This window comes from Microvirga lupini, from assembly GCF_014191055.1.
GTDB lineage: Bacteria > Pseudomonadota > Alphaproteobacteria > Rhizobiales > Beijerinckiaceae > Microvirga > Microvirga lupini_A.
In genome coordinates this window covers 1-13,661 of the sequence record NZ_JACHWB010000001.1, presented here as the reverse complement: position 1 = coordinate 13,661, position 13,661 = coordinate 1, and the positions used below count along the sequence as shown (strand labels likewise).

Annotated in this window: 11 protein-coding genes; 6 read left to right on the top strand and 5 right to left on the bottom strand. The window is 63.0% G+C overall.

The window, feature by feature from the left end:
* Nucleotides 1-915 carry a glycine betaine ABC transporter substrate-binding protein OsmF gene (gene osmF, locus FHR70_RS00055; RefSeq protein ID WP_183445858.1) on the bottom strand — a complete coding sequence of 305 codons (915 nt, stop codon included), beginning with the start codon at nucleotides 913-915 and terminating at the stop codon, nucleotides 1-3.
* A gap of 177 nt (nucleotides 916-1,092) precedes the next feature.
* A complete protein-coding gene (locus FHR70_RS00050; protein WP_183445856.1) occupies nucleotides 1,093-1,302 on the bottom strand; it encodes a DUF4170 domain-containing protein in 210 nt (69 codons plus the stop codon).
* A 238-nt stretch (nucleotides 1,303-1,540) separates the two neighbouring features.
* Between FHR70_RS00050 and FHR70_RS00045 the strand changes: the two genes are divergently transcribed.
* Nucleotides 1,541-2,974, top strand: a complete 1,434-nt coding sequence (locus FHR70_RS00045) for a helix-turn-helix domain-containing protein (protein WP_183445854.1) — start codon at nucleotides 1,541-1,543, stop codon at nucleotides 2,972-2,974.
* 5 nt (nucleotides 2,975-2,979) lie between these two features.
* Here the strand turns inward: FHR70_RS00045 and FHR70_RS00040 are convergent, their stop codons facing one another.
* The 3 genes from FHR70_RS00040 to FHR70_RS00030 form a co-directional block, all read right to left on the bottom strand.
* Nucleotides 2,980-3,492, bottom strand: a complete 513-nt coding sequence (locus tag FHR70_RS00040; RefSeq protein WP_183445852.1) for a GNAT family N-acetyltransferase — start codon at nucleotides 3,490-3,492, stop codon at nucleotides 2,980-2,982.
* A gap of 8 nt (nucleotides 3,493-3,500) precedes the next feature.
* Nucleotides 3,501-4,223: a glutamine amidotransferase gene (locus FHR70_RS00035; protein WP_183445850.1), complete on the bottom strand. Its 723-nt coding sequence runs from the start codon at nucleotides 4,221-4,223 to the stop codon at nucleotides 3,501-3,503.
* Between the two features lie 110 nt (nucleotides 4,224-4,333).
* Nucleotides 4,334-5,221, bottom strand: coding sequence for a glycine betaine ABC transporter substrate-binding protein (locus FHR70_RS00030; protein ID WP_183445848.1), 888 nt, complete (start codon nucleotides 5,219-5,221; stop codon nucleotides 4,334-4,336).
* Nucleotides 5,222-5,528: 307 nt separating this feature from the next.
* On the opposite strand from FHR70_RS00030, the gene FHR70_RS00025 reads away from it, so the two are divergent.
* The 5 genes from FHR70_RS00025 to FHR70_RS00005 form a co-directional block, all read left to right on the top strand.
* Complete coding sequence (locus tag FHR70_RS00025) at nucleotides 5,529-5,903, top strand: response regulator (RefSeq protein WP_183448404.1); 375 nt, start codon at nucleotides 5,529-5,531, stop codon at nucleotides 5,901-5,903.
* A gap of 172 nt (nucleotides 5,904-6,075) precedes the next feature.
* Nucleotides 6,076-9,720, top strand: a complete 3,645-nt coding sequence (locus FHR70_RS00020) for a FecR domain-containing protein (protein ID WP_183445846.1) — start codon at nucleotides 6,076-6,078, stop codon at nucleotides 9,718-9,720.
* A 1-nt stretch (nucleotide 9,721) separates the two neighbouring features.
* On the top strand, nucleotides 9,722-11,701 hold the full coding sequence (locus FHR70_RS00015) for a CHASE2 domain-containing protein (RefSeq protein WP_343058692.1): 1,980 nt from the start codon (nucleotides 9,722-9,724) through the stop codon (nucleotides 11,699-11,701).
* Nucleotides 11,702-11,845: 144 nt separating this feature from the next.
* Nucleotides 11,846-12,733 carry a cation diffusion facilitator family transporter gene (locus tag FHR70_RS00010; protein ID WP_183445842.1) on the top strand — a complete coding sequence of 296 codons (888 nt, stop codon included), beginning with the start codon at nucleotides 11,846-11,848 and terminating at the stop codon, nucleotides 12,731-12,733.
* 217 nt (nucleotides 12,734-12,950) lie between these two features.
* Nucleotides 12,951-13,661, top strand: a 711-nt coding sequence (locus FHR70_RS00005) for an MCP four helix bundle domain-containing protein (protein ID WP_183445840.1), incomplete at its 3' end; no start/stop codon positions are given.

Sequence of the window (13,661 nt, the reverse complement as noted above, 5' to 3'; positions counted from 1 at the left end):
TCACTTCAGGAAGCCCTTGGACTTCAGGTAATCCATCGCCACTGTCTTCCCGGGCTCGCCGCCGACCTGCACGCGAGCATTGAGCTGCTGGAGCGTGGCGAGATCGAGGGAGGCGAAGATGGGCTTCAGGATCTCGGCGATCTTCGGGTTTTCCTTCAGGGCCGCCTCGCGCACGATGGGAGAAGGCGCATAGACGGGCTGAACGCCCTTGTCGTCCGCCAGCACCACGAGGCCCGAGGGAGCAATGCCACCGTCGGTGCCGTACACCATGGCCGCGTTGGCCCCGTTGGTCTGCTCGGCCGCCGCCTTGATGGTGGCCGCCGTGTCCCCGCCGGACAGCACGATGAGCTGCTCCGGCTTCATCCGGAAATCATAGGTTTTCTGGAAGGCCGGCAGGGCCGATTCGGAATTCACGAACTCGGCCGAGGCTGCGAGCACCACCTTGCCGCCCTTGGCGATCCATTGGCCGAAATCGGACATGGTCTTCAGCTTGTTGGCCTCGGCCACCTCCTTGCGCAAAGCGATGGCCCAGGTGTTGTTGGCGGGCGCCGGATCGAGCCAGACGATCTTGTTGGCATCGTAGTCGAGCTTCTTGGCGGTTTCGAAACCCTTGGCGGCATCCTTCCAGACGGGATCGTCCGCTTTGTTGAAGAAGAAGCCCGCATTGCCGGTATATTCGGGGTAGATGTCGATCTCGCCCGCCGTGATGGCCTTGCGGACGACAGGGGTCGCACCGAGCTGGATCCGGTCCTGGGTCTTGATGCCACCAGCATCGAGGGCAAGCAGGATGATGTTGCCGAGAACCGAGCCTTCCGTGTCGATCTTGGATGAGACGACCACATCGGCCCTGGCGGCACCCATCGCCGCCAGACCGAGGGCGACGGCGAACGCCGCCGGCTTGAGGATGGACTTCATGTGAACCCCCTTGCGAAATCTTGCCCTGCTGTTTTTAGGACAGCCCGGGGATTTAGTCAGAGGGGGTCTCAAGAAGACTTGAGCCGAAGGATAAAAACTTCGTGTTGTCACAAAAGATCCCGCCGGGGCACTTTCGTCCTCCGGCGGGGCGACCTTTCAGCACCGTCTATGGCCTCTTCAGGCACTCAGGGTCGCCGGAGGTTCCTGCGCAATGGTGAAACGGACCTGGGCTTGTGGCCGGTGATCCTCGGACAGGGTGCGCCAGGTGCGCTCGGCCTCGTGGCGGCTCTCGAAGGGACCGACCACGCGTTCAGTACCCTGAACGATGGTCTCGCAATCGCAGGAGGTGTACTCGCCGCCAACCACCCAGAACCGTGACTTCAACATGATCGATCTCCATTCGTCAGGCGATGGACCTTCCGCGTGTCACGCGTCTGAGCCTCATCATAAAGTTTACATCCGTTGACAAAGCGCCCTTTGAACCCACAAAGTCTGTGCATCGGCGGGGCGTCTGAAAGATATAATTCCAGAAGAAGCTTTTGTTTCAACGGCTGATTTGGAAAGAAAAGTCGCCTTGTAAATCTCCGACAGCCTCTGACGAGTAAAGTTGTAAAAAGATTTACACATGGATGAGAGCAGAAAACTCTTCGTCGGCCCGCGCCTCAAGCGCCTGCGGCGGGACCTCAATCTGAGCCAGGCCCGCATGGCCGAGGAGCTCGGGCTGTCCCCGAGCTATCTCAACCTCATGGAGCGCAACCAGCGCCCCATCACGGCCCAGGTGCTCATCCGCCTCGCCCATGCCTATGCCCTCGACCCGCGCGAATTCGCCAACGACGATCACGAGCGCACCATCTCGGAGCTGGAGGAGGTCTTCGCCGATCCGCTGTTCCGCTCCACGCCGGTGGCCCGGCTCGAGCTGCGTGAAACCGTGGAGAGCGCTCCCTCGCTGGTCGACGCCATCAACCGCCTCTACCGCGCCTATCAGGCGATGCGCGGCGCCAGGGAGGCGGTGACGCCCAGCCTCAACGACCGCGACCGCGCCGAGGACGCCCCGCAGGTCAACCCGGTCGACCGGGTGCGCGAGCTGATCCACGAGGCGAAGAACCATTTTCCGGAGCTCGACGAGGCCGCCGAGGCGCTCGCCTCGGAGCTCGCATCGAGCGGGCACGACCTGTTCTTCGCCATCAGCGAGCGCCTGCACGCCAAGCACGGCATCCGGGTGCGGGTGATGCCCATCGACGTGATGCCGGATTCACTGCGCCGCTACGATCACCACCGGCGCCAGCTTCTGATTTCGGAACTGGTGGATCCTTCCGGCAGGACCTTCCAGGCCGCCTACCAATTGGCCTTCGCCGAGATGCGCGAGACCATCGATGCGCTGGCCGCGCGCCTGGAGCCCGTCGACGGCCCGGCCCGGCGCCTGCTCAGGGTCTCGTTCGGCAATTCCTTCGCCGGTGCCCTTATGATGCCCTATGCCAAGTTCCACGCGGCCGCGGAAGCGCTGGGTTATGACGTGGAGGTGCTCGGCGCCCGTTTCGGCGCCAGTTTCGAGCAGGTGGCGCACCGCCTCACCACGCTCGCCCGCCCCGGCGCGCGGGGCATTCCGTTCTTTCTGGTGCGGGTGGATTCGGCCGGCAACGTGTCGAAGCGCTTCTCGTCCGGCCGCTTCCCGTTCTCGCAGTTCGGTGGCACCTGCCCACTTTGGAACCTGCACTCCACCTTCCGCACCCCAGGCCAGATGGCGACCCAGATCATCGCGCTACCGGACGGCTCGCGCTGGTTCTCCATGGCGCGGACCGTCAAGCGCGCCTTCAATCCCTGGGGAGCGCCCGACCCGCAATTCGTGGTCGGCCTCGGCTGCGAGCTGAAATACGCCCACCGCCTCGTCTATGCGCGCGGCCTCGACCTGGCGTCCGCCGAGGCCACGCCGATCGGGATCAACTGCCGCCTGTGCGAGCGCGTCGCCTGCCCGCAGCGCGCCGCCCCGCCCCTGATGCATGCTCTCATCGTGGACGAGATGAAGCGCGGCGTCTCGCCCTTCGAGTTTGACGCCACATGAAACCCTCAGGCGGGTCTCTCGTGCCGGTAGAACGCATTCGGGATGCCATGCAGATCACGCAGGCCCGTGAACCTCATGCCGGCTTTCTCGAGCACCCTGCGTGACGCGGTATTGTCGGCGACCGCAAAGCCGATCACGTGATCAACGGAGACGCTGCGATAGACCCAGTCCAGGAGCGCGCGGGCAGCCTCGCTGGCATAACCGTGGCCCCAGAACGGCCGCATGAAGCTGTAGCCGAGTTCGAGTTCACCGGTCTCGTCGAAGCAGCCGAATCCGGCGCGGCCGAGGAACCGGCCCTGTATGTTCAGCACCTTGAACTTCGTCCAGCCATGGGCCGCGTAATCGGCGCGAAAGCCCTCGAACTTCGCGCGCAGGAACGCCTCGTCCCAGGGCGGATCGCCCATCTGGAGAAAGTGCTGCACTTCGGGGTCAGCGTGTAGCTCCGCGAGGAGCGGAAAATCCTCGGCCGCCCATGGGTGGAAGCGCAGACGCTCACCCGCCAGAACCGGAATCTCCATCGTCGGCCCTATCGTGTTTCATCAAGCCAGTGATCCAGGAACCGGTCGAGCCAGCGGGAGACGTGCGGGTCGTGCTGGAAGCGCCCTTCGAGCTGTCGCACCCGGTCCTGGGCGCCCGGCATGCACAGGCGCTCCTCGGCAACGACCGTCCAGCGGCAGAGCATGGCATGGGTCACCTCCGGGTGGAACTGCAGGCCGAAGGCCTTCTCACCCACCCGAATGGCCTGGGTCGGAAAATCGTCGCCGGTGGCGAGGGTCTCGGCGCCCGCAGGGCAGTCGAACCCTTCCCGATGCCAGTGATAGACATGACTCGGCCACGGAACGCCCCAATCGGTGCTCAGGGCCTCGCCGGCCTGTGTCGGCACAAGTGGGTAATAGCCGATCTCGGCCCGGCCTTCTGGGTGCGCCCAGACGCCGGCGCCCAGGTGCTTGGCCATCATCTGCGCCCCGAGGCAGAGGCCGAGATAGGGCTTGCGCTCCTTGAGCGGCACGCCGATCCAGTCGATCTCCTGCTTGATGAAATCGTCCGGATCGTTGGCGCTCATCGGCCCGCCGAACACGACGGCGCCCGCGTGCTCCGCGAGCGTCTCCGGCAGAGGATCGCCAAACCGCGGGCGACGGATGTCGAGGGGGTAGCCGCGCTCCACGAGCAGGCGTCCGACCCGGCCGGGGGTCGAATGCTCCTGGTGCAGGACAATGAGAATGGGTGCATTGGAACGCCGCCTAGGCATGGTTGCGACCCCGGGCGGAAGCGTCAGCAGGAGAAAGGGTAAAAATACGCGAGACCATGGGCCGATTATTCAGGACAAGCCTTGCTCTCCGCAAGAGCCCAGACGGGCGACTACCCTCCCGGACGACGATGGAGCTGGTCCAGATAGCGCTCGGCCACATCCCGGGCCGGCCGTTCTTCGACCACGATCTCCGCATTGAGGGCCTGGAGCTTCGCCGTGCTGAGAGAGGCGAACACGCCAGCCAGCGCTTTCGAGATTTTCGGGAAGCGCTCCAGAGCCTCGGCTCGCACGACGGGAGCGGGCTCGTAGACGATCTGGGCACCTCTCGTGTCCTTCATGACAACAAGGTCGAGGGTCGCGATGGCCCCATCGGTGCCATAGACCATGGCGGCATTAACCCCGCCGATGTTCTGCGCCGCCGCGCGCATGGTGGTCATGGTGTTGCCGCCAGGCTGGACCGCGATTCTGTCCCGGGGAAAGTGGAAGCCATAGGTTGCCTCGAAGGAGGCGAGCGCCGCCGGGCTTCCGACGAACTCGGCGGAAGCGGCCAGCCGCAGGTTCATGGAAGCCCGAACGGCCTGGGCGAAATCATCCATGGTCGTAAGGTTGGAGCGCCGGGCGAGATCACCCCTGACAGCGATCAGCCACGTGTTGTTGGCAGGAGCCCGATCAAGCCAGGCGAGCCGGTGCCGCTCCGCATCCAGACGCTTGACCAGCTCATGGGCCGAGGCCGGCACCTTCCAGGCCGGATCGCTTTCGAGGCTGTGAAAGAACGCGCCATTGCCCGTGTATTCGGGGTAGATGTCGATCTCTCCCTGGAGGATCGCCTTGCGCACCTGCTGGGTCGGTCCGAGCTGAAGACGGGTCTCGACCGGAATGCCCTCCCGCTCCAGCACGATGGCGATCATGCTGCCCAGCAGGACCCCTTCGGTATCCGCCTTCGAGGCGATGACGATGGGATGATGCCCGTGAGCGAAACTTGGCGTATTCGACAGCATGAGCAGGACGCCAAGAGGTGCAAGACGCTTAAAGATTGCGGAAAGTCTGATTTTTCCTGTCACGTCAGCCAATCGCCTTGAAGATCCGGGGCTAGGAAATGGAGCTGTCCGGCCCTAAGATCCAGCCCTATAACGATATCATGGATCAGGACGGTTCCAGGCCCTTTTGCATGAAGACGCAAAAGTGATAGAAGCGTCTGAGTCCCAAGGCTTGAAGTTCACAACATCCGGGGCATGTGTCCCGTTCTCTAGGGAACAATCTACCAGCGCCTAGCCGAAAGAAAGCAAAACCGTGACCGATAGCGTAATGAGCGACGGCGATCTCAATGGCCTGCGAATCCTTGTCGTCGAGGACGAGGCTGCGATTTCCCTGCTGCTGGAAGACATGCTCCTCGATTTCGGCTGCGAGGTGATCGGTCCGGCGGCCCGGCTGTCCGCGGCTCTCGACGCCGTGTCCCGCGAGCAGGTTGATCTGGCCATCCTCGACGTGAACGTGGCCGGCGAACCGATCTATCCGGTGGCGGAGGCCTTGGCGCAGCGCTCGATTCCCTTCGTGTTCTCCACGGGCTACGGCAGTGCCGGAATCCGCGACACCTTCCGCGACCGCCCGGTTCTGCAAAAGCCTTTTGCCCAGCACGACCTGAAGCAGAAGCTTCTCATGGCCCGCGGCAAGACGGCGTAATTTCAGCCAGTTCCTGCAGCGTCATGGCTCCACCTGTGGCCAATATGCTGCAGTGATTTACCCTGTGTTCCAAAACACACCCGACAAGATGTGAATCGGCTTTGATCCGAGGCCCTTGCTGCTAAGCTCAGGTAACGTTAGAGCAGGTAGCTTCCGATCAAGCTGGTCCGTCATGTTTGTACGATCTTTCCGCCTTCTGAGTGCAACGAGCGCTTTTGTCCTGAGCCTCGTGCATGCGCAGGCCCAGTCTCCCGTGCCGCGTCCGGTCCCGGCGGCGGGCGCCATCGTGGCTGCCAAGGGCGGCGAGGAAATGCGCTTCGTGCGCGAGGATCTCTGGCGCTCGGCCCCGGTCCAGCAAAGCGTGGTTGGCGGCGACACCCTGCGCACCAATGAGATCGGTAATCTCGCGATTCTATTTTCCGACCAGACCCAGATCCGCGTCGGGCGCAATTCGACCCTGACGGTCAATGACGTTGCCGGCAGCCAGACCGGCAACACACAGCTCAGCCTTCAGGGCGGCAACATCTGGGCCCGCGCGGCCCGCGGCGGCTCGGGCGTGGACGTCAAGACCCCGGCGGCAGTCGCAGCCATCCGCGGCACCGACTGGTCGCTCTCGGTCGAGGGTGGCCGAACCTCCCTGATCGTGCTCGAAGGCGTGGTCGAACTCAGCAATGCCCAAGGCTCCGTGACGGTCCGCCAGGGCGAGGGTGCGGTCGTGTCGATCGGGCAGGCTCCCACCAAGTTCGTGATCACGAATTCGAACGATCGCGAGCAGATGCTCTTCTATCTGAGCCTGCGCGAGACCTTCTCGTCGCTGTCGACCACACCCCTGACGGGACCAGATTTAAGAGCGGAGCGCGCCAGGATCAAAGCCGTTCCTCCGCAGGCGCGCAGCGCCGAGGATTGGCTGACCCTTGCGGAGATCGCCCCCTCCTATGACGGCATAGCCGTTGCCGCGCAGGCACTCGCCGAGGCCCGCAGCCGCAGCATGAGCGCCACCCAACGCGCCCGTGCGGACATGGTCGAAGCGGCTCTTCTCGGATCGCAGCACCGCTGGTCCGAGGCCACGGCCCTGTTTGCAAGAGCCGAACGGGGCGTCGATCCCAAGCGGCGCGTGCTGGCCTCCTACGGGCGCTACATCACCCAGTCGCTGGCCGATCCGAACCGGATCCATGCGGAGCCCAAGGCTCCCGGCAACGATCCGTTCGCGGCCCTGGCCCATGCCTATGTGGTCGCGTTCAAGCAGGACCTGAATGCCGCGGCCGAGGTCCTGAGGGCAGCGGAGAAGCGCTTCCCGAACGATGCGCGGATTGCCACAACGGCCGCAACGGTGGCCTATGTCCTGAACCGGCGCGAAGAGATGCGGGCCTCGATCGCACGGGCCAAAGCCCTCGACCCGGATGATCCCAACGTGATCGCCGCCGAGAGCGGCATCCGCGGCGACGTCGACGGCGAGGTCAACGCGGCCGTCGAGGCCATGCGCAGGGCTCTCGAGATCGCGCCCGGCAATTCCGGCCTCTGGAACACGCTCGGCCTTCTCGAGTCCGATCGGGACCGGGCGCTTGCCGCCGAAGAAGCCATGCGCAGGGCCATCGCGGAAGATCCATTCAGCCCTGTCGCTTATGCCAACCTGGCGATTTTCCTGCTCGACCAGTACCGAGTCGAGGAAGCAGGCGCGATGATCGACAAGGCGCTCGCCCTCGATCCCGGCTTTCACGTGGCCTATCTCGCCCGGGGCCGCTACCTGATGCAGACAGGCCATCCGGTCAAAGGACTCGAGGCCATTCTCGCGGGATCCGCCGCCAATCCCGGCCTGTCGCAAGGCCTGCTCCTGGCGGCGGCGGCCTATTACCAGAACGGCGATGACGAGTTGGCCATCCAGGCGCTCGACAATGCGGACCGGCTCGATCCGAACGATCCTGCCGTCTCGAGCGTGCGCACGGGAATCGCCATCGATCAGTACCAGGCGGATCAGGCCGTGCTCGCGGCTCGTGAGACCTTGCGGCGCTACCGCCAGCGCGGCGGCGACTTCGCCGGTATCGCCATCAACAAGGACGGCGGCTCCTATCCGGTCCAGGCCTACCGCTTCCTGAACCTCAACGAGTGGTCCCGCTTCTACGGCGACCGGGTGTTCGATCCCTTCGAGGCATCGAGCTATTTCGACCAATCGGTCGTGGAGCGCCCCAATCTCGTCACAGGCCGGCCGGACGTTTCGAACATCGAAAGCGGCGTCGGTGTGGACCTCTCGTCGCTTAATCTCACCATCCAGGGCCTCTTCTTCGATCCGCTGGCCGTGTCCGGCCGCATCATGCGGCCCGACTTCTACCGCCGCCCCTTCGTTGACGCGCAGGTCGGCGGCTCGCTGCTGCACCATAACGGCCGCTTTGGCTGGGGCGCGGACGCAACGGTGCAGGGCTTCTCGAACGAGCCGGTTCCAACCTCCTTCAATTTCACGGCAAACCGCCTCAAGACGAACGGACGCAATCTCATCGACCAGGAGAGTGCCGACGCCGGCTCGTTCTTCATCGGCATGGCGCCCACGGCCGCCGATCGCTTCCTGGTGTTCGGGGCCGGAGCGAACAACGATCCTGCCATCGCTCAGGCCCGCACTGCGAACAGCCTCACTGATTCAACCCAGAACAGCACAGCGCTACTGGGCGGTGCCGGATGGAGTCACAGCTTCGGTGACAGGAATGTGCTGACGGGTGCTGTCTTCGGGATCAACTCGATTGATCGGCTTCGACAGGAAGGGCTTCAAACGAACCCGCTCACTCCTCTCTTCGCCGTGGTTGGCAGTACTTGGACCCGTACGCGAGTCGAGGGTGGTTCGGCGACCCTGTCCCATATGATCGGCTTTGGCGATGTGACGCTTCACTATGGGCTTGAGGCACAACGGGGACGAACCGTCTCGGGTACGATAGGGCGTGGGTGCATCTTCAATCTAGCCACTCGACTTTGTGACGACTTCTTTGATTCGAACGAGCGCACTGCTTCAAACTTCACCGCTACTCGTCTCTATGCGGACGCATTCTGGCGTCCGTTCGACTGGTTCGAGGCTCAGGCTGGAATCGAGCGCAGCAGCATCGAGATCGGGGGTGAGGATAACGACGCAATCTCGCCGCGCGTCGGGATCGGCATTGCTCCCTTCGAAGGTCATTGGCTCCGGGCCGCTTACAGACAGGATACAAGGCAGCCAATTCCCTTCACCTTAGCTCCTGTCACAACTGTGGGCCTCGTTCCCAATGAGCTTCCCACTGGGTTTGGCGGGGAGACCAAAACCCTGGCTCTTCGTTGGGATGCGGAATGGTCGCCCTATGTCTTTACCTCTGTGGAGTATCAGCGCCAGGATGCGGAGAACCTAAACCTTCCGTTGGCTTACTCCGTCACCGACATCGGTATCGGCAAGGCGCGCGTCGACCGGCTTGCCGCGACGGCCAACCTCTGGCTGACCCATGGCATCGGTGTGTTCGGCACCGTCGGGACGATCTCGTCGGACATTCGCTCGGAGGAGGCGCTGGGAGCCGACGTGCCCTTCATCGCCGGCAAATTCGCCCGCGCGGGCCTCACCTTCGTCCATCCGAGCCGCCTCAAGTTCACCCTCGCCGGCACCTTCCTGGGAGACATCACGGGCAACCTGGAGGGGCGCGCGATCGATGATTACTGGACGGCCGATGCGGCGTTGACCTGGGAAACCCCGGATCGCCGCTTCCTCTTCGGCCTAAGCGTGCTCAACATGCTCGACGAGGATTTCGAACTGGCCCCCGACATCCGCGGGCCGGGGCGCACCATCGAGGCGAGTGTGAAAGCCAGGTTCTGAGGTGAAGGGCTCTGAGACAGCACGGGATCATGGCGGCGGAGAACCCGTCTGGCGCCACTTCTCCATGGCGGGGATCATCGCGGCCCTGCTGATCCCGTTCCTGTTCTTCTCACCCTTCCGCTTGATCGAGGCGCGGCTCTACGACCTTCTCTCGGTGATCGCACCGCCGAGCCCGGCACAGCCGGGGGCCGTCCTGGTGGCCATCGACGAGCCGTCGATCGGCGAGATCGGCCAGCGCTGGCCCTGGTCGCGCGAGATCCATGCGAAACTGGTCGAAAGCCTGCGTGCTGCTGGCGCGAAGGTGATCGCCTTCGACATCATTTTCGCCGATCCGTCGACCGAGGAGGCGGACACGGCCCTCATCAAGGCACTTGGTCCGGACGTGGTGCTGGCAGCGGACGACGTTACCACAATGCTGAATCAGGGTGTCCAGGTTACACGGGTCAACCCGCTCGATCCGTTTCTTGATGCAGGAGCCGTGGCAGGCGTCGCCTCGGTTCATCTCGATGGGGATGCTTATCTGCGCCGCATGCCGGAGATGCGGGACAGTTTCGCCGGTGAAGCGCTTCGTCTGGCTGGAGAACCGAAACCGCCCGCTCCCGAGGGAGCGCTGATCCAATATGTCGGGCCGGCTTATACCTATCCCCGCGTCTCCTATTACCAGGCTCTGGATCCGGCAAATTTCCTGCCGCCCGGCACTTTCAGAGACCGGATCGTTCTTGTGGGCTTGAGCCTCAAGCAGGCGACCTCCGCTGATATCGGCACTCCCGACGCCTTTCCGACACCCTTTACGCTGACGACCAATACTCTGACGCCCGGCGTGGAGGTGCAGGCCAACATCCTCGACAATCTCCGTCACGGCCTCTACGTGCTTCCCGTCTCTCCCCTCCTGATGGTGTTCCTCATCATCGCTGCTGCCTTCGTGGCGGCTGCGTTTTCCGTGAAAGGCGTCACATGGCGTACGGGGTTTGCCGCCTTCTTCGTGCTAACCTTCTTCATCGTCGGCGCCTGGGCTCTCTTGCGCTTCGGACGGGTCTGGACGCCGCCTGCTCTGCCCGCAGCTGCGGCGCTGGCGGTGTTCGGAGCCCGGTTCGGTCTCGACTATGCCCGCGAGCGGTATCTGCGCCGCACCGTATCGGAGGCCTTCTCGCGCTACCTGTCGCCTGATCTCGTGGCGCAGCTCGCCCGCGATCCAAGCGCCCTGAAGCTCGGCGGCGAACGCCGCAACCTGTCCATCCTGTTCTGCGATGTACGCGGCTTCACCACCCTGTCGGAGAAACTGAAGGACGAGCCGGAGCGGCTGACCACGCTCATCAACCGCCTGCTCGATCCGCTGTCGGAGGCGGTGCTCGCGGAAGGCGGCACCATCGACAAATATATCGGCGACTGCGTGATGGCGTTCTGGAACGCGCCGCTGCCGAGTCCAGACCATCCCCTGCGTGCGGCCAGCGCCGCCATGCGCATGCTGGAGGCCGTCAAGGTGCTGAATGCGGAGCTGCGGCAGGAAATGGGTGAGGACGCTCCTCGCTTCGCCATCGGCGTCGGCATCAATACTGGCGACTGTGTGGTCGGCAATGTGGGATCGCGCTGGCGCTACGATTATTCCGTGCTCGGCGACACGGTAAACCTCGCCTCGCGCCTGGAAAGCCTGTCGAAGGAATATGGGGTCTCCATCGTGCTGGGGCCTGCCACCGCGAAGGCCCTGCAGGAGCATTTCGTGCTGATCGAACTCGACCGCATCGCCGTCAAGGGCCGCAGCGAGAAATCGGCGATCTTCACCATCGTGGCGCCCCTCGAGCAGCGCCAGCACGACCCGGCGCTGGCACAATTGACGGAGTTGCATCCCGCGCTCCTCGACACCATCAGTGCGGGCAAACGCGCTGAAGCCCTGGCACTCGTTCAGCACTGCCAGACGCTCTCTCCAACCCTGTCGACCTATTACAAGAAGATGATGAGCAGGGCGGCGGCGATCCCTGAATGAGGCTTGACATTCTCTCGCCAGCCCACTTGCGCATCATGATTTTGCAAACGAATAGCAAGTAAAAACGAAAGCTTGCGCTTGAAGAAACACGCTCTATAAGGTCGCTTCGTTTCCCGCTCAGCCAGATTTTTCAAGTGTCGTGCCATGGACAAGATTCAAAAACTTGCCATCGGCAGCATATTCGTCGGAACCATTGTTTTCGTCCTGAAATATGCCGCCTATTACATCACGGGAAGCATTGCGCTCTATTCCGACGCGCTTGAGAGTATCATCAATGTGGTGACGGCGGTGGCGGCCTTCATGGCCGTTCGCCTGAGCGCCGCACCGGCGGACGCCAATCACCCTTACGGCCACCACAAGGTGGAATATTTCTCGGCCGTGCTCGAAGGCGTGCTGATCATCGTCGCGGCCCTGGCGATCCTGCGGGAAGCCTATTTCGGGTTCCTGTCGCCGAGGGTGATCGACGCTCCCATGCAAGGGCTTGCCATCAATGCGTTCGCCGGCGTGATCAACGCGATCTGGTCCTGGCTCCTGATCCACCGCGGACGGCGACTGCGCTCGCCTGCACTGGTGGCGGACGGGCGCCATCTCCTGACCGATGTGGTCACATCGGCAGGCGTCATCATCGGCCTCCTGCTCGTGCCGCTCACCGGATGGGCATGGCTCGACTCGGTGCTTGCTGCCCTGGTAGCCGTCAACATCCTCTGGTCAGGTTGGGGACTAATCAAGGAGAGCATAGGCGGCCTCATGGACGAGGCGTTGCCGGAAACGACGCTCGCCCGCGTCCGCGAGATCATCGCGTTGAATGCGGAAGGCGCCATCGAAGCGCATGACTTGCGCACGCGCCATGCGGGCCGGATGACCTTCATCGACTTCCATCTCGTGGTGTCGGGCGCCATGAGCGTGACCGATGCCCACGACATCTGCGACCGATTGGAACGCGCGCTCAAGGCCGATGTGAAGGACGCACTCATCACGATTCACGTGGAGCCGGACAACAAGGCCAAGCACTCCGGCATTGTGGTTCTGTAGTCGGAAGCCGTGCACAAGATACGCATGATTAACAATTCGTAAATTCACCTTTGCCTCTGCTATGCCTCCTGAAGCCATTAACAAAGACTTACTTCGTCGATACGTATTAACCGAAATAGCTTGCGCATCTGTAACCGGCTAAACATAAGCAGCCTGGATAAGCGCGTCGTGGGGGCGCGCGCCTCCCGCGGCGATGCGGGCGGGCCATAGACATTCGATGCGCGCCTTGAACAATCTCAAAATCATCACAAAGCTGGCCATCCCAGTCATCGTGATGATGGCTGTCACTGTTAGTCTCATCATCTTCGCCAAAACAGGTCTGGACACTTTGGCTGAGGAAACTCACCAGATCGTCGACGTGCACGCAGCCCGGCGCAGCCTGGCGTTGGACATCAAGGCCTCGGTTAACGAGGCGGCCGTCCAGGAGAAGAACCTGATCATCGAGACGCGCTTCCAGGAGATGGCCGTTTACGAGCAGGCCTTTCGGGAAGCGAAAGAGGAAGCTCTGAAGGGCCTCAATGATCTGATTGCACTAGCCGATACTCCGGAAGGCCGCACGAGCAGTGAGCAATTGAAGAAGATTGTCGAAGATTACTTTGCCATTATGGGCCGAACCATTGCTCACGCGCAGCTCAACGAAGCCGACGAAGCCTTCAAGCTTGCGAGCGGTGAGGGACGCGACATGCGTCAGAAGGCCTTGCGGATCCTCAACGAGCGCGCCGAAGCCAATGCCGCGACGTTGGAGCAGGAAGAGCGCGATGCCGCCGATCTGGCCGCATTCACCGCCGTTCAGTTGATCGTTGCCTCGGCGGTCGGCCTGACCCTCGCAATCAGCCTCATCGCTGTGATCACGCTTTACGGCATCACACGTCCTCTGGGTGCGATGACCTCGGCGATGGGGCGCTTGGCTGCGGGTGACTTGGACGTG